This window comes from Ruegeria sp. AK11, assembly GCF_056541095.1.
In genome coordinates, this window is sequence record NZ_JBQFXU010000008.1 from 1 (window position 1) to 14,915 (window position 14,915).

The following is a 14,915-nucleotide window of genomic DNA, read 5'->3' on the forward strand; positions in this document are numbered from 1 at the left end:
TCAACCGTCTTTCCAGTCCGTCAGGCCAACCTCAGTTGCGCCGGTGAAGGGGGTTCTAAGTATTACTCTCAAAACCCGCAAGCGGAAAATGCACGAAAACAAAAGAAAATGCCGATTTCAAAAATAATTATTTATTTTCAACGCGTTAACTATTCACGATCAGGCGGAAGCGCGCCGGAATCGTCGGAAACACAGATGGGGTTCCGCACTTTATCGCCTTGTTTACAATGTTACTCACAGACTCGCTTCCGAGTCAGGCAGAATCTGCTGTGTTGGACTGGAGTGACAGGCTTGGAATCGGCAACCTAAGGGCAAGAAGAATGACGATAGCTGCCAAATAGATCAGCGGCTCGATCTGAAACCCTTTTGCCAGCATCACATAATGCAGGCCGCCCAGCAAAGCGGCCGGGTACACCAGCCAATGCAGCCTGCGCCAACGCGGCCCCAGTCGGCGCACCGACCAGTTGTTGGATGTTGCCGTCAGAGGCAACAGCAAAAGAAACGCCCCCATTCCAACGGTAATATAAGGACGCTTGAGGATATCCGCCCAAATCTGGCTGGGAAGCTGAACGTCCAGAACCAGCCAGACAAGGAGATGCAGGCTGACATATACAAAAGTCAGCACCCCAATGGCCCGACGGAACTTCATCAGGTTCAAGCCCACAAATCGGCGCAAGGATGTGATGGCCAGCCCGGCAATCAGCAACTGTAAAGCCAGTTCGCCATAGCGGTGTTCCAGCGCCTCAATCGGTTCGATTCCCAAACCGCCAGTCAGGCCAAGATAGAACAGCCAGGGCGCGGGCAGCGCGCCCATCAGATAAACGGCCCATACCGGAATACGCCGGAGTGTCTGATTGATGGCCTGCATGATTCTAGTAATTCCTGGCCAGATCCATACCTTCATAAAGGCTGGCGACCTCTTCTTCATAACCGTTGAACATCAGCGTCGGTTTGCGCGAGGCAAACAGGCCGCCGCCGATTTCACGTTCGGAGGCTTGCGACCAGCGCGGATGATCAACGTTCGGGTTTACATTACTATAAAAACCGTATTCTCGCGAATTGGCCATATTCCAACTCGTGGGCGGCTCTTCTTCAACAAGCGTGATCCGGACAATCGACTTGATCGATTTGAACCCGTATTTCCACGGTACGACCAGACGCAAAGGCGCGCCGTTCTGATTTGGAATCGGCTTGTCATAGATACCAGTGGCCATGATCGTCAGCGGATGCATCGCCTCGTCCAGGCGCAAACCCTCGCGATAGGGCCATTCCAGAATGGGATAGCGCGTTCCCGGCATCTCATCCGGGCGGTGGGCCGTTTCGAACGCTACGTATTTCGCGCCGTCTTTCACCCCCGCCATTTTCAGAAGATCGGCCAGTTCGAACCCGTTCCATGGTACGACCATCGACCAGGCTTCAACGCAACGGAAGCGATAGATGCGTTCTTCGATCGTCATCTCGGACAGGATGTCCTTGAAATCATACTCACCAGGACGATCGACCAGACCGTCAATCTTTACGCTCCAGGGTTCGGTCACCAGCGTATGCGCATATTTCGCCGGGTCATCTTTTCCGGTCCCGAACTCATAATAATTGTTGTAACTCGTGATCTCATCCCAGGTGTTCGGCTCCAGCGCATCCTGCGCCGCAGCTGGTTGGCCCATTGCCGCCACACCAACACCCGCCATCCCGGCCATGACCTGCCGACGGTTCAGGAAGGACGCCCGTGGGGTGACGTCGGCATGTGTTAATGTATTGGTCCAGCGATGCGCCATCTAGGTCTCCGTCGTATTTGTTTGTCATTACAGACTTAGGGTGCTGATAGCACAGACCCATGGAAACAGGCGTCACGTTTGAGCGACGTGATTGTAACGTTCCGAGTGGCGACAGGCCCAGACAGGCGGATTGTGCCGCGCTCTGCCCGCTTTCAGCGGTTGTCACGACCTGAGCCAACTCTCAGTGCTCGAACATTTCGTTGGGGATATACGATTCACTCAGAGCTGGCTCTGAACGGAGGGCAACAGCCGGGTTGTCTGCCTGCAGTCTTTACAACTGCGGGTCCAAAACTGCACTCTGTCAGACAGGCACCATACGCGATCAACAGTGTGGCGGGCCTGTTTTTGCAGCCGCGTGGCCGCAATGGGAGGACGAAAAATGTGTGATATCTGTGTAATGAACGCCGTAAAAGACAGGATGCTGTCCCGGCGCGGGTTCTTCAAAGCCGCGGCGGCATCGGGTGTTGCGGCTGCCGCAACCGGGGCTATGGCACCGGCCGCACTGGCCGCGGGGCATGGCGGTGTCCAAGACATGACCCACACGCTCAGCCCGGAGTTCCCGACCTGGGGCGGAGAGCCGGGTATCTCGGCCGAACAGGCATTCAATTTCGCGGAGCACGGATTCAATCTGTTCAATTTGTCAATCAATGAGCATACGGGCACGCATATAGATGCCCCGCTGCACTTTTCTGCGGATGGGGCTTCGGTCGATGAAATCCCGGTTTCAGATCTGGTCGCACCACTTTGCGTGGTCGATATCGCTGCCCGCGCAGCAGAAGACGCCGATACGCGTTTAACCCCTGATGACCTGAAAGCCTGGATAGCCACCAATGGCGATATACCAGACGGCGCTTGTGTCGCCATGCACTCTGGGTGGGCTGGCAAAACGGCAACGGACGCGTTCCGCAATTTCGACGGTGAAGCGCAGCATTACCCGGGCTTTCACGTTGAAGCTGCGCAGATGCTGATGGAGGAAACCGGAGCCCGGTCTATTGCCGTTGACACCTTGTCACTGGATCACGGCATGTCTGCGGATTTCGCCACCCATTATGCCTGGTTGCCATCCGGCCGGTTCGGGATCGAATGCCTGGCCAATCTGGATCAGGTACCCGCGTCAGGCGCAACACTTGTTATTGGCGCACCGAAACACGCAGGCGGCACCGGAGGTCCGGCGCGGATACTTGCGCTGATCTGATGAAACTGACGTTTGGGGAAACTGGCCCGCTTTCTTCAGTGGGTCAGTTTCCATCTGCGCATTCCATGAGTGGTAGGCACTGAGAGCAAGCCAGCCAATGGGCAAGACCAAGTCTGACACCACACGGCGCTATGATACCGCTGCACCAAAATGGCGGGATAAGATGCGTGCTCTTGGTTATTACGATGCGTATCTTGGTTTTCTGTCAGCAAGTCAGCTCGCGACAGAGCATAACAGTCGGGTTGTTGATATCGGTGCCGGGACGGCCTCGTTTGCAGAAGCCTGGGTCGCTATTCACGGGTCACCCGTCGAAATAACCCTTCTCGAACCCAGTCAAGCCATGTTGAAACAGGGTCAAAGCGCGTTACAGGCGCGGGGTGTCGAGCCAAGACTTGTGCAGGGATTGTTAGGGTCTGTCGTTCTGGAACCTGCTAATGTGGCACTGGCTGCGCATGTCATCGAACATTGCCCCGATCCGTTGCGCGCACTTGAGAAGATTCACGATATGATGCGCCCTGGCGGTCGTTTGTATCTGGTGGTGTCAAAGCCGCATTGGTGCAATGCAATCATCTGGCTGCAATGGCGCCATCGCACATTCGGCAGAGAAGAAATTCTGGGACTATTGCACAAAGCTGGCTTTGAATGCGAAAGCGAGTACTCATTCCCCGCAGGCCCACCATCCCGGACAAGCCGGGGAATTTTGGCGCGTCGAAGAGCGTAGATGCAGACAAAAAAGACCCGCCAATGCGGCGGGTCTTCCGTTTGTGCCTAAATCAATGCACCACTGCATCATCCGGGCGGGGCCGTTCTGACGTCCCCAACCGGTCACCGATGATCAAGCCATCAGCCCCGGCGGTGACCGGGACAACCTCACCATCCTTGATCTCACCGGCCAACAGCGCTTCGGCCAGCGGGTTCTGCAGGGCGCGCTGAATCACGCGTTTCAGCGGGCGGGCTCCGAAGACAGGGTCATAGCCTTCATTGGCCAGCCATTTCTTGGCACCATCGTCCAGGGCCAGTTCGATCTTGCGGGCCGCCAGGCGCTTTTGCAGACGCGCCATCTGGATATCGACGATGCCATCCATATCGGCCCGCTTGAGGCGGTCAAAGATGATCGTTTCGTCCAGACGGTTCAGGAACTCGGGCCGGAAATGTGCCCGCACCGCATCCATCACGTCACGGCGTGCCTGCGCGCTGTCCGCGCCATCGGGCAACTGGCTGAGCGCCTGAGACCCAAGGTTCGACGTCAGGATGATCAGCGTCTGCTTGAAGTCCACGGTGCGGCCCTGACCATCGGTCAGAACCCCATCATCCAGAACCTGCAACAGCACGTTGAACACATCCGGGTGCGCCTTTTCAACCTCGTCAAACAGCACGACCTGATAGGGCCTGCGCCGCACGGCTTCGGTCAGCACACCGCCTTCGTCATAACCGACATAGCCCGGAGGAGCCCCGATCAGACGGGCAACCGCGTGTTTCTCCATGAACTCGGACATATCGATACGCACCATCGCATTGTCGTCATCGAACAGGAAATTCGCCACGGCCTTGGTCAGCTCGGTCTTACCCACGCCGGTCGGCCCGAGGAACAGGAACGATCCCAGCGGGCGGCCTTCGTCATTCAGACCCGCACGCGCACGGCGCACGGCGTTGGCGACAGCAGTCACCGCTGTATCCTGACCGATCACGCGGGAATGCAGAGCGTCTTCCATCCGCAGCAGCTTCTCGCGCTCACCTTCCAGCATTTTCGAGGTCGGGATACCGGTCCAGCGCTCCACGACGGAAGCAATCTGTTCAGGGCGCACTGTTTCCTCGGCCATCATACCATTGCTTTCGGCGTTCTCGGCCTCGGTCAGCTTTTTTTCAAGCTCGGGGATGACGCCATAGGACAATTCCCCCGCTTTGGCGAGGTTGCCTTCACGCTTGGCGATCTCAAGATCAGCGCGCGCCTTGTCGAGCTGTTCCTTCAGGTCACGGGCCCCCGCCAGCTTGTCGCGTTCGGCCTGCCATTGTGCTGTCATCTCGGCGGATCGTTCCTGCAAATCGGCCAGGTCCTTTTGCAAGGTTTCCAGACGATCTTTCGAGGCCGCGTCATCTTCAAGCTTCAGCGCCTCTTCCTCGATCTGCATCTGCAGGATGTTCCGGTCGAGTTGATCAAGCTCTTCGGGCTTGCTGTCGACCTCCATCCGCAAACGCGATGCGGCCTCGTCGACAAGGTCGATGGCTTTGTCGGGCAGAAAGCGGTCAGTGATATAGCGGTGCGACAGGGTCGCCGCTGAAACAAGCGCTGAATCCGAGATGCGCACACCGTGGTGCAGTTCGTACTTTTCCTTGATGCCGCGCAGGATGCTGATCGTATCTTCGACTGTCGGCTCCTGTACCATTACAGGCTGGAACCGGCGCGCAAGGGCAGCGTCTTTTTCTACGTATTTGCGATACTCATCCAGCGTGGTCGCACCGATACAATGCAGTTCACCCCGGGCAAGCGCAGGCTTGATCAGGTTGGCCGCATCCATTGCACCGTCCGATTTCCCGGCACCGACCAGCGTGTGCATCTCGTCGATGAACAGGATGATCTCACCCGCGGCTTCAGTCACCTCGGTCAGAACGGCCTTGAGGCGTTCTTCGAACTCGCCACGGTATTTCGCGCCAGCAATCAAAGCACCCATGTCGAGCGCCAGCAGCTTCTTGTCCTTCAGCGATTCAGGCACATCGCCGTTGATGATACGCAGGGCCATACCTTCGGCGATCGCGGTCTTACCGACGCCGGGCTCACCAATCAGAACCGGGTTGTTTTTGGTGCGACGCGACAGAACCTGCATCGAACGGCGGATTTCCTCATCCCGACCGATGATCGGATCAATTTTGCCTTCGGCTGCAGCCTCGGTCAGATCACGCGCGTACTTCTTGAGCGCGTCATAGCCTTCTTCCGCCGACGCGCTGTCAGCGGTGCGACCCTTGCGAATGTCGTTGATCGCCTCATTCAGCTTTTGCGCTGATACGGCTCCGGCGTCCAATGCATCCTTGGCCTTGGACTTCACCATGCACAGCGCAATCAACACGCGTTCGACCGGCACGAAACTGTCGCCCGCCTTTGATGCCAACTTTGCAGCCTCGTCCAGTACTTTGGCGGTCTGGCCGTCCATGTAGATCTGGCTCGCGTCGCCGCTGACCTTGGGGATTTTCCCCATCGCGGTGTCCAGCGCTTCAACCACGCGGTTCGGGGCCCCACCCGCGCGCGTGATCAGGTTGCTGACCAACCCCTGATCGTCATCCATCAGTGCTTTGAGTATATGCGTAGGCTCCAGCCTCTGGTGCCCCTCGCGCAGCGCAATGGTTTGCGCTGCCTGCACGAATCCCCGTGCCCGCTCGGTGAACTTGTTCAAGTCCATGATATTCTCCTTTTCCAAGCGCCCCGTTTTGACATGCCCGCCTGGCAGCACATGTCGGTCGAAGCCTCACATTCAATCTGGGAAATATCTTCGGTGGTTCAAGAGGCTAAAACACAGAAATCGACCTATTCGCGCTGGATGGTATAGACTGAATAACCACCGGTCTCGGCGACCTGAACGGCACCCAGATCATTCACCAAAGATTGGGCTGCCGCACTTCCCGTCGGGCAAGAAACCAGATCTGCCGTATGGTCCAGGAAATTGCCGGTAAACGCCGTTTCACCAGTAAGTTGACACCAATCATCCTCGGACCTGTAACCACCAACCAAACGCAAATCGTCATTGGTCGGCACAGGTGCAGCCCCTGTATCCGTCTCCTCGGGCGGCGTTTCATTACATGCGGCCAGTGCAATCAACGCGCCCAACAAAACCAGCTTTTTCATTTGTCGCCCCTTATTTTGAATTCGAGTTTTCAATACAGAGCACGATAACACGATTTGAAGCTGCCTGCGCGGCTTAGCAGATGGACAGAGCGGCCCGAAGCCGCTAGGACGCAGACGTTTGCCAAAAAGGAGCGCCCCCCATGTCTGATGACCGCCTGATCGTAGCCCTTGATGTTCCCAACGCTCTGCAAGGGTTGGCCATGGCAGAACGTTTGGGGGACAGTGTTTCTTTCTATAAGATCGGGCTGGGTATGCTGACCGGTGGCGGGCTGGCATTGGCCAACGAACTGAAACAAGATCACGGCAAGCGCATCTTCCTGGACATGAAGTTGTTCGACATTGGCAATACAGTTGAGAATGCCGTGCGGGGATTGGCGCAATTCGATCTGGATTTTCTGACCGTGCATGGTGACCCTCATGTGGTGCGCGCCGCCAAAGAAGGTGCTGCGGGTAAAGACCTGAAGATCCTCGCCGTAACCATCCTGACCTCGCTGAACCGCGACGATCTGGACGCAAGTCTTTTGAAACCTGGTGATGTGCAGGATTTGGTTGTCGAACGCGCGGCCAAGGCCTTTGAAGCCGGGGCTGATGGCGTTATCGCCAGCCCGCAAGAGGCCGCCCTGATCCGGGCTCTGCCACAGGCTGAAGGGCGTCTGATCGTAACCCCTGGTGTGCGCCCGGCTGGCGCAGCGCTTGGTGACCAGAAACGTGTAGCATCCCCTGCAAGCGCTATTCAGGATGGCGCTGATCATATCGTTGTCGGCCGCCCGATTTATCAGGCAATAGACCCAAAAGCCGCTGCTGAGACCGTTCTTTCCGAACTAAATTCTCTCAAGGTGTGCTAAGACCACTTGGCCTTTTCAGGTGGGTTTTGCGTTGGGTTTTCCGCGCAACAAGTTGACCTTAGGTCACTTTTTGACAAAACCGCGCCAAATCGTCTCTGTGCCAGAAAACACACATTCAAAACCCGAGTTTTCTCGGCACAACCTTCATCCTATCGAAACCAAGGATTTTCAGAGATTCTGAAGGGGAAATACTCCCCAACGAACCGCTTCTTCCTGAGGTTCGTTACTTCCCCCCGCGATGTGCGGGGGGTCTTCTTTCCAAATCACCCCATGTCAGCAGGGCCTTTGATCCAGGATCACAGGTGATATAAAGAACGTCCAAGCCAACTGCGGAACGCATGAGGACGCAGATGCCCGGTCTTTGCCGAGATTGCCTGACCACATTGTCAAACGAACAACGCTGTACTGCCTGTGGCAGTCCGCGGGTAAAGACACACCCGGAACTGTTTGACTTGTCGATTGCCCATATGGATTGTGACGCCTTCTATGCCTCGGTTGAAAAACGTGACAACCCGGAACTGGCGGACAAACCGGTTATCATTGGCGGCGGCAAGCGCGGCGTTGTTTCAACTGCCTGCTACGTTGCCCGTATTCGCGGCGTCCGGTCGGCTATGCCCATGTTCAAGGCCCTGCAACTCTGCCCCGAAGCCGTCGTGATCAAGCCCCGCATGTCCGTCTACGCTGAGGTGTCGCGCGACATCCGCGCGATGATGGATGAATTGACACCCGTGGTCGAACCCCTGTCGCTGGACGAAGCCTTCATGGACCTGTCGGGAACCGAACGTCTGCATGGCGCGCCGCCGGCCGTCATGCTGGCGCGTCTGGTCAAGCGCATGAAGGATGAAATCGGTGTCACCGGCTCTATCGGATTAAGTCACAACAAATTTTTGGCCAAGGTCGCTTCGGATCTCGACAAACCGCGCGGATTTTCAGTGATTGGCAAGGTGGAAACGGCAGAGTTTCTGAATGACAAACCCGTACGGTTGATCTGGGGCATTGGCCCGGCTGCGCAAGAAGCGCTGGACAAGGCAGGGATCAGAACTTTCAGTGATTTGCTGCGTTGGGATCAGGAAGCGCTGACCGCGCGGTTCGGCTCAATGGGATATCGCCTGTGGCACTTGGCTCGGGGTCAGGACAAGCGACGCGTATCGGCGCATGAGCCGATGAAATCCATCAGCAACGAGACGACATTTTTCGAAGATACGTCGAGCCTTGATATTCTGGACGGTCATTTGTGGCGGATGGCCTTGAAAGTGTCGGACCGCGCCAAGGCAAAGGATCTGGCTGGTCGGGTTGTCACGTTGAAACTGAAGAAAGCCAATCACAAGATCCTGACGCGGCGCGTAGCCTTGCGGGATGCGACACAGATTGCCGACCGGATTTACCGCACGGCCCGGGGCCTGTTCGATCAGGTTGGCGATCAGGGGCCATATCGATTGTTGGGCTGTGGTTTGTCCGACCTTTGCCCGGCTGATCAGGCGGATATTTCCGGCGACTTGCTGGATCCGGATGCTGCCCGCAGATCCAAGGCCGAACGGGCCACGGACGAGATTCGCCAGCGGTTCGGGGCCGAAGCAATCATGAAGGGCCGTGCGCTGCGCTGAAGCTACTCCGCCGCCAGACGCTCTGGGCTCGCACCCAGGCTGGAAATCTCGCGAACCACCTGCCTGAGCAGCTTCGAGAACGCCATGAAATTGGCATTGGGCGCGATTTTTTCTTCGTCCATGTACAAAGCGCGATCGATCTCGATCTGTACAGCGTGCTGCTGGCGACCGGGACGACCATAGGTTTGCGTCACATATGCTCCGGCAAAAGGCGCATTGCGTGCCACGTTGAGACCCGCTGCCGCGAAAGCGGCTTCAATGATATCGACGACCTCTGACGACGCGGACGCGCCAAACCGGTCGCCCAGCACGATCTCGGGCCGCCTTCCGCGCGCAGTGCCCGCCATGGCCACCGCCTCGTGCGGCATCGAGTGGCAGTCCACCAGAATTGCCTGTCCGAACATCTCGTGTGATTCGGCCAGCAGGGATTTCAACCGCGCATGATAAGGGCGCCAGTAGGTGTCGATGCGCAGCCGCGCTTCGTCCATGGTAAGTTTGCCGCGATAGATTGCCCGACCGTTGGCAACTACGCGGGGAATCACCCCCAGCCCTGACGCGACCCTTGGATTATGCCCGTGCCTGCGGGCACCGCTGATCAAGGCCGGGTCAAGCTCATCCAGACTGCGGTTCAAATCCAGATAGGCGCGTGGCATGGCCGCCTTGATCAAAGGGGCACCGTTTTCCGCAGCCGGCGCGAACAACTGATCAACAAAGGCGTCTTCTGAGGATCGAATCACGCTCCGGTTCAACACGGACCGGTTCAGAAATGCCTCAGGATACTCCCGCCCGCTGTGTGGCGATGAAAAAACCACGCACGAGGTGCGGTTTTCGGGCATATCCAATACATAGGCTGCGCTTTGCATGATCCCTCCGTGTTCGTAATCAACATAGACCGGAAAAATTGTTCTTCCAAACCCCTTGAACCCTTTTGCGACTCCTTTTATAGACCCCGCTACCGGCGCGGGGATCCGCGCCCCATTTCGTTATGGGGCAAGGCACGCAAAGGGAAAGTGGGCGGTTAGCTCAGCGGTAGAGCACTTCGTTGACATCGAAGGGGTCACAAGTTCGATCCTTGTACCGCCCACCATCGTTTCACTGTTCCGGTTTTCCGGGGCACCCGAGTAACCCAGGCGCTGGCCACGTCCTTGATGAAGGCGCCGCAGATTGGAGACAGACCATGAAGGTCAAGAACTCGCTCCGCTCGCTCAAGAACCGGCACCGCGACTGCCGGATTGTGCGTCGCAAAGGCCGCGTCTACGTGATCAACAAGACGCAGCGCAAGTTCAAAGCTCGTCAGGGCTAAGAACGGCACATCACTGCTTAAAGAAACCGCACCTTCGAGTGCGGTTTTTTTTGTTCCACCCGCGCCTAAAATGTAATCCCTGCATGGATCAGAATGCCAACGACCATAAGAAAGTTCAGAACCATCGAAATCCCGTTGCCGACATAGATTGGAAGCTTTCCAACAACCAAGCCGTAAGCAAACCAAAGCAGGGACAAGGCGGTATATAGCGACCAAGACAACAAGGATTGTCCCGAGGCATGGTGCGAATGCGTCAAATACAGCTTCACGAGCTGTGGCAGTGTGGCAAAAGGACCAACCACGCCAACAAAAACCATGAACCCTTCAAAGCGCGACATCCAATGGCCAAGGTTAGATTTCTCCAATTTTTCAGCCAGTGTTTCGGGCATATCTCACGTTCTTCCTTTAAGTGAATAAGACGGCATGTTCTTTTCTCGGACAATCTGTCTTGCCAAAATATCCGCTAGAAGCGCTTGGACCAAGTCCCTCGACCACGTTACCACCAACCTTCCCCCCTCGTATGCCTTCAGAGCATCGCATATTGAACGTCACAGCGACCTTTTGACCAAGTAAATCAGTCGGATTTACTTGCATCCCGCCCAGAATCGTATAATTGAGAAAATCAGTCGGATTAATGACCGACCCGAAATTCAATTGTTGAGGCACACAATGCTGAAATCCACGACCTGCCTGGCCGCCGCACTGTCGGCTCTGATCGCAACCTCTGCCGCCGCCGAGGGCGAACTGAACCTCTATTCGTCGCGCCACTATGACACCGACGAACGGCTGTATACCGACTTTGAAGACGCAACCGGCATCAAGATCAACAGGATCGAAGGCAAAGCGGATGAACTGATTGCCCGGATGGAAGCGGAAGGCGCGAACTCACCTGCCGACGTGATGCTGACCGTGGACACGTCGCGTCTGGCGCGGGCCAAGAATGCAGGTGTCCTGCAATCAATCGACAGCGCTACACTGGAAGAGCGCATTCCCACCAACCTGCAGGACAGCGACAATCAGTGGTTTGGTTTCTCGCAACGCGGTCGGATCATCTTTTTCGACAAGGAAAACGTGACCAACCCGCCGGCCACCTACGCTGATCTGGCAAAACCGGAATACAAGGGAATGGTCTGTATCCGGTCTTCGACCAACACCTACAACCAGACCCTGCTGGCATCGATCATCACACATGAAGGCACTGAGGCCGCCAAGTCCTGGGCCGAGGGTGTTGTCGCCAACATGGCGCGTGACCCGCAGGGCGGTGACACCGACCAGTTGCGCGGCATCGTTTCGGGCGAGTGTGACATCGCGGTTTCGAACACCTACTATTTCGCGCGCTCCATTCGCACAGACGTCAAAGGCTTGTCCGCAGACCGCGATATGATCGGCTGGGTCTTCCCGAACCAGGACAGCTATGGCGCGCATATGAATCTATCCGGTGGTGGGGTCGCCGCGCATGCACCCAACAAGGAAAACGCGATCCTGTTCCTTGAATATCTGGCCAGCGATCAGGCGCAGAAATACTTCTCGGCGGGAAATGACGAGTTCCCGGCAGTTCCAAATGTCGAACTGGCCGAGTCGGTCAAGGCGCTGGGTGAATTCAAGGCAGACGACGTGAACCTTTCAGACGTTGCAAAGAACATCCCCGAAGCGCAGAAGATCTTTAACGAAGTTGGCTGGAAGTAATCCTTCTTGGCTCTGACTTCTTGAATAGGATGCGGATTGTCCGCATCCTTTTTCGTTGATATGTGATGTTTATTTGTATATTTTCTCGTATATAAGAAAATTTTTCAATATGATGTAATGCCTGACACCCTGTCAAACCGCCTCGCCAATCGCCTGAGCGAACTGCGCCGCGGGCGTGGTTGGTCTTTGGATTACCTTGCCGAACACAGCAGGATCAGCCGCGCCACCTTGTCCCGTATGGAAAAAGGGGATGTCAGCCCAACAGCCGACAATCTAGGCCGTCTGTGCGCTGTATACGATCTGCCGATCTCACGCCTGCTGATGATGGTTGAAGACAGCTTTGACCCCAAGGTTCCATTCGAACGCCAGACCGAGTGGCGCGACCCCGAAACCGGCTTCACCCGCCGTGCTGTTTCACCACTTGCAAATGGATTGAACGCCGAGGTTCTGGAATGCCACCTGCCCCGGGACACGGTCATTACCTACGAAGTGCCACCTAAATCGGGGCAAGAGCATCATCTGATCTTAATGGACGGCGCGCTTACTCTGACGGTTGATGGAACTCCCCACGCGCTGAACGCCGGGGATTGCCTGCGCTACCATCTGTCGGGACCGACCCGGTTTGAAACAGGGGCGTCGCGTGGCGCACGTTACCTGCTGGTGCTTATATGATCACGCGCCTGACCGAGAACGATTTTGACACGGCACTGGATGACCTGGCTGGAATCTTGCATGCCTGTGTTCATGATGGGGCCAGCATAGGTTACATACTTCCGTTTACCCTGAACGATGCGCGTGCGTACTGGCAACAAAACGTACAGCCCGGTCTCAGGTCAGGTAAGCTGGACTTGTTCGTTTCGCATAACGGTCCCCGCATTACAGGCACCGTTCAATTGATCCCGGCGGCAATGCCCAACCAACCCCACCGCGCCGATGTGGCGAAACTTCTGGTCCATCCCAACGCCAGACGGCGGGGGTTAGGCCGATCCCTGATGAACGCGCTTGTTCTTCGGGCGCGAGAGGTGGGGCGCACGATGCTCGTACTTGATACGCGCAGCACCGATCCCTCGCGGCTGCTTTATCAAAGCCTCGGGTTTCAGATCGCGGGGGAAATACCGAATTACTGCCGGAACCCATTTGAACAAAAATTCGAGCCCACAACCTTTATGTACAAAAACCTTGACGCTTGAAAAGACGCAGCCCCTGCTACTCGGCGGCGGTTACCTTTTCGGGAAACTTGTTCGGCAACAGCCCGAGGCGGCGCGCACGACGAACATCTGCCAGCAGGTCCCGTTCGGCGGCCTCAAACAACTCTTCAGGGTCATCCAGAACAAAATACCCCATCTGATGCATATCGATCCGGTAGGGTGTTCGCAGAATCGTCAGAACGTCAAACGGGTCACGATCGGGTATGTCGCTGGTCACGGCATAGACCAGTTCTGTCGGCGACGACGCCAACCCTGAACCCAGCGCCTTGATCTGGCCGTTCTGGCGGCGCAGGCCAAACTCGATCGAAAACCAGTAGAGCCTGATCAACCAGGCATAATCCGCGTCATCTGCCTGCTTTCCGGCTAGCCCGATGGCGTGGCTGAACGCGGCAAAACGTGGATCACTTAACAACGGTGTATGTCCGAATATCTCATGAAAGATATCCGGCTCTTCGATATAGTCGAAATCTTCCCGGGAGCGGATGAAAGAGGCGGCCGGAAAAACCCGATCCGCCAGCATCCCGAAAAATGTCTTGAACCCAATCAGCGCCGGAACCGGCTGCACCCGCCAGCCGGTCAGGTCCAGCAACCGTTTCGAAATTTCCGCACAAGATGGCACTTTGGTCTTCGGCAGATCCAGCCGCGCCAAACCGCTTAGGTATTCCGGTGCCATATAGCGCCGAACATTTTCTTCCTGTGCCGCGTAAAGATCAGCCCAGACCGCATTTTCTTCGTCTGTGTAGGTAATGTGGCCATGTTCATCCGCCAGTTTGGCGACATATTTCGTCGATTTGGGCATCAGCATCCTCCTGCATGAGATCAGGATACCTCAACTCACATGGAGAATTTGTTTTGATATTCTACCTATCGTCCGTATTATGAATGGGACATTCCGAGATACTGCGATTTGCGGCCCAAATGCTTCACTCAGCCGACATCGATATTTTGCGAGAGCTTCAGGCCAGCGGGCGTCTGTCAATGCAGGAGCTTGCCGACCGGACCGGATTATCTGCGTCGCAATGCTGGCGCCGCGTCCGTGACCTTGAATCGTCCGGGGTGGTTTCAGGGTATCGCGCGCAGGTCTCTGCCAAGGCTGTAGGCTTGAATGCCATCGCCTATGTCCACGTTGCACTGAAAGACCATCAGGAAAACAGCATCTCGGCGTTTCTTCGTCTGGTCGAGACCGAGCCGCAAATCGTCGAGTGCGCCTCGATCACCGGGGATCACGACTTTATCCTGAAGGTTTACGCCAAAACCCCCGAGGATCTTGAAGTCTTTATCATGCAGCGCCTGTTGAAATCAGGGCTGGTCCGCGACACCCGCAGCAACTTTGTGCTTCGCCAGACCAAGACCCGCGGCCCTTTACCCATTCTTTGACAGGGTCCGACGAAACGGAACCTGAGCGGATGTGTCAGGTGCATAACCCATCCTTGCTAAGACGAGGTGTCGAAAGGCTGGGAGTGT

16 protein-coding genes and 1 tRNA gene are annotated in these 14,915 nt (G+C 56.4%); 10 read left to right on the forward strand and 7 right to left on the reverse strand.

Annotation, left to right across the window (positions count from 1 at the left end):
- Positions 1–253: 253 nt before the first annotated feature.
- Together msrQ and msrP are read right to left on the reverse strand one after the other, a co-directional pair.
- Positions 254–868 carry a protein-methionine-sulfoxide reductase heme-binding subunit MsrQ gene (msrQ, locus tag ACR0D9_RS15665; protein ID WP_480488067.1) on the reverse strand — a complete coding sequence of 205 codons (615 nt, stop codon included), beginning with the start codon at positions 866–868 and terminating at the stop codon, positions 254–256.
- 4 nt (positions 869–872) lie between these two features.
- Positions 873–1,775 (reverse strand): protein-methionine-sulfoxide reductase catalytic subunit MsrP, encoded by a 903-nt coding sequence (gene msrP, locus ACR0D9_RS15670; protein ID WP_480539374.1) that lies wholly within the window; start codon positions 1,773–1,775, stop codon positions 873–875.
- A gap of 379 nt (positions 1,776–2,154) precedes the next feature.
- Here msrP and ACR0D9_RS15675 point away from each other — a divergent pair, with 379 nt between their 5' ends.
- A complete protein-coding gene (locus tag ACR0D9_RS15675; RefSeq protein ID WP_267365017.1) occupies positions 2,155–2,970 on the forward strand; it encodes a cyclase family protein in 816 nt (271 codons plus the stop codon).
- A 97-nt stretch (positions 2,971–3,067) separates the two neighbouring features.
- Positions 3,068–3,691 (forward strand): class I SAM-dependent methyltransferase, encoded by a 624-nt coding sequence (locus ACR0D9_RS15680; protein WP_480488071.1) that lies wholly within the window; start codon positions 3,068–3,070, stop codon positions 3,689–3,691.
- A gap of 52 nt (positions 3,692–3,743) precedes the next feature.
- On the opposite strand, the gene clpB is transcribed toward ACR0D9_RS15680, so the two are convergent.
- Together clpB and ACR0D9_RS15690 are read right to left on the reverse strand one after the other, a co-directional pair.
- Positions 3,744–6,362, reverse strand: coding sequence for an ATP-dependent chaperone ClpB (clpB, locus tag ACR0D9_RS15685; protein ID WP_480539376.1), 2,619 nt, complete (start codon positions 6,360–6,362; stop codon positions 3,744–3,746).
- A gap of 125 nt (positions 6,363–6,487) precedes the next feature.
- On the reverse strand, positions 6,488–6,805 hold the full coding sequence (locus ACR0D9_RS15690; protein WP_209599181.1) for a hypothetical protein: 318 nt from the start codon (positions 6,803–6,805) through the stop codon (positions 6,488–6,490).
- Between the two features lie 140 nt (positions 6,806–6,945).
- On the opposite strand from ACR0D9_RS15690, the gene pyrF reads away from it, so the two are divergent.
- Positions 6,946–7,650 (forward strand): orotidine-5'-phosphate decarboxylase, encoded by a 705-nt coding sequence (gene pyrF / locus ACR0D9_RS15695; protein WP_480483957.1) that lies wholly within the window; start codon positions 6,946–6,948, stop codon positions 7,648–7,650.
- A gap of 350 nt (positions 7,651–8,000) precedes the next feature.
- Complete coding sequence (locus ACR0D9_RS15700; protein ID WP_480539378.1) at positions 8,001–9,254, forward strand: DNA polymerase IV; 1,254 nt, start codon at positions 8,001–8,003, stop codon at positions 9,252–9,254.
- A 2-nt stretch (positions 9,255–9,256) separates the two neighbouring features.
- Here ACR0D9_RS15700 and ACR0D9_RS15705 read toward each other — a convergent pair whose 3' ends face one another.
- Complete coding sequence (locus tag ACR0D9_RS15705; RefSeq protein ID WP_267365028.1) at positions 9,257–10,117, reverse strand: N-formylglutamate amidohydrolase; 861 nt, start codon at positions 10,115–10,117, stop codon at positions 9,257–9,259.
- Positions 10,118–10,266: 149 nt separating this feature from the next.
- On the opposite strand from ACR0D9_RS15705, the gene ACR0D9_RS15710 reads away from it, so the two are divergent.
- A tRNA-Val gene (locus ACR0D9_RS15710) sits at positions 10,267–10,341 on the forward strand.
- Positions 10,342–10,431: 90 nt separating this feature from the next.
- The gene (gene ykgO / locus ACR0D9_RS15715) at positions 10,432–10,557 is read left to right on the forward strand and encodes a type B 50S ribosomal protein L36 (RefSeq protein WP_008755722.1); all 126 of its coding nucleotides are present in this window, start codon (positions 10,432–10,434) and stop codon (positions 10,555–10,557) included.
- Positions 10,558–10,622: 65 nt separating this feature from the next.
- Here ykgO and ACR0D9_RS15720 read toward each other — a convergent pair whose 3' ends face one another.
- Entirely contained in the window at positions 10,623–10,946 is a 324-nt protein-coding gene (locus tag ACR0D9_RS15720; RefSeq protein WP_480474865.1) for a SemiSWEET transporter, read from the reverse strand.
- A gap of 280 nt (positions 10,947–11,226) precedes the next feature.
- On the opposite strand from ACR0D9_RS15720, the gene ACR0D9_RS15725 reads away from it, so the two are divergent.
- From ACR0D9_RS15725 to ACR0D9_RS15735, 3 genes are all read left to right on the forward strand, one after another.
- Entirely contained in the window at positions 11,227–12,243 is a 1,017-nt protein-coding gene (locus tag ACR0D9_RS15725; protein WP_480474864.1) for a Fe(3+) ABC transporter substrate-binding protein, read from the forward strand.
- A gap of 117 nt (positions 12,244–12,360) precedes the next feature.
- Complete coding sequence (locus tag ACR0D9_RS15730) at positions 12,361–12,915, forward strand: helix-turn-helix domain-containing protein (RefSeq protein ID WP_480483954.1); 555 nt, start codon at positions 12,361–12,363, stop codon at positions 12,913–12,915.
- Positions 12,912–13,433, forward strand: coding sequence for an N-acetyltransferase family protein (locus ACR0D9_RS15735; RefSeq protein ID WP_480539380.1), 522 nt, complete (start codon positions 12,912–12,914; stop codon positions 13,431–13,433). Before ACR0D9_RS15730 ends, ACR0D9_RS15735 begins: the two co-directional genes overlap by 4 nt.
- 16 nt (positions 13,434–13,449) lie before the next feature.
- Here the strand turns inward: ACR0D9_RS15735 and ACR0D9_RS15740 are convergent, their stop codons facing one another.
- Positions 13,450–14,250 carry a phenylalanine 4-monooxygenase gene (locus ACR0D9_RS15740; RefSeq protein WP_480539382.1) on the reverse strand — a complete coding sequence of 267 codons (801 nt, stop codon included), beginning with the start codon at positions 14,248–14,250 and terminating at the stop codon, positions 13,450–13,452.
- 119 nt (positions 14,251–14,369) lie between these two features.
- Here ACR0D9_RS15740 and ACR0D9_RS15745 point away from each other — a divergent pair, with 119 nt between their 5' ends.
- Positions 14,370–14,828, forward strand: coding sequence for an Lrp/AsnC family transcriptional regulator (locus ACR0D9_RS15745; RefSeq protein WP_209507270.1), 459 nt, complete (start codon positions 14,370–14,372; stop codon positions 14,826–14,828).
- The last annotated feature ends 87 nt before the right edge of the window (positions 14,829–14,915 follow it).

Excerpts from the sequence above, each read along its gene's own strand:
- msrQ (WP_480488067.1), bottom strand. The coding sequence starts at position 868 with ATGCAGGCCATCAATCAGACACTCCGGCGTATTCCGGTATGGGCCGTT.
- msrP (WP_480539374.1), bottom strand. The coding sequence starts at position 1,775 with ATGGCGCATCGCTGGACCAATACATTAACACATGCCGACGTCACCCCA.
- ACR0D9_RS15675 (WP_267365017.1), top strand. The coding sequence starts at position 2,155 with ATGTGTGATATCTGTGTAATGAACGCCGTAAAAGACAGGATGCTGTCC.
- ACR0D9_RS15680 (WP_480488071.1), top strand. The coding sequence starts at position 3,068 with ATGGGCAAGACCAAGTCTGACACCACACGGCGCTATGATACCGCTGCA.
- clpB (WP_480539376.1), bottom strand. The coding sequence starts at position 6,362 with ATGGACTTGAACAAGTTCACCGAGCGGGCACGGGGATTCGTGCAGGCA.
- ACR0D9_RS15690 (WP_209599181.1), bottom strand. The coding sequence starts at position 6,805 with ATGAAAAAGCTGGTTTTGTTGGGCGCGTTGATTGCACTGGCCGCATGT.
- pyrF (WP_480483957.1), top strand. The coding sequence starts at position 6,946 with ATGTCTGATGACCGCCTGATCGTAGCCCTTGATGTTCCCAACGCTCTG.
- ACR0D9_RS15700 (WP_480539378.1), top strand. The coding sequence starts at position 8,001 with ATGCCCGGTCTTTGCCGAGATTGCCTGACCACATTGTCAAACGAACAA.
- ACR0D9_RS15705 (WP_267365028.1), bottom strand. The coding sequence starts at position 10,117 with ATGCAAAGCGCAGCCTATGTATTGGATATGCCCGAAAACCGCACCTCG.
- ykgO (WP_008755722.1), top strand. The coding sequence starts at position 10,432 with ATGAAGGTCAAGAACTCGCTCCGCTCGCTCAAGAACCGGCACCGCGAC.
- ACR0D9_RS15720 (WP_480474865.1), bottom strand. The coding sequence starts at position 10,946 with ATGCCCGAAACACTGGCTGAAAAATTGGAGAAATCTAACCTTGGCCAT.
- ACR0D9_RS15725 (WP_480474864.1), top strand. The coding sequence starts at position 11,227 with ATGCTGAAATCCACGACCTGCCTGGCCGCCGCACTGTCGGCTCTGATC.
- ACR0D9_RS15730 (WP_480483954.1), top strand. The coding sequence starts at position 12,361 with ATGCCTGACACCCTGTCAAACCGCCTCGCCAATCGCCTGAGCGAACTG.
- ACR0D9_RS15735 (WP_480539380.1), top strand. The coding sequence starts at position 12,912 with ATGATCACGCGCCTGACCGAGAACGATTTTGACACGGCACTGGATGAC.
- ACR0D9_RS15740 (WP_480539382.1), bottom strand. The coding sequence starts at position 14,250 with ATGCCCAAATCGACGAAATATGTCGCCAAACTGGCGGATGAACATGGC.
- ACR0D9_RS15745 (WP_209507270.1), top strand. The coding sequence starts at position 14,370 with ATGCTTCACTCAGCCGACATCGATATTTTGCGAGAGCTTCAGGCCAGC.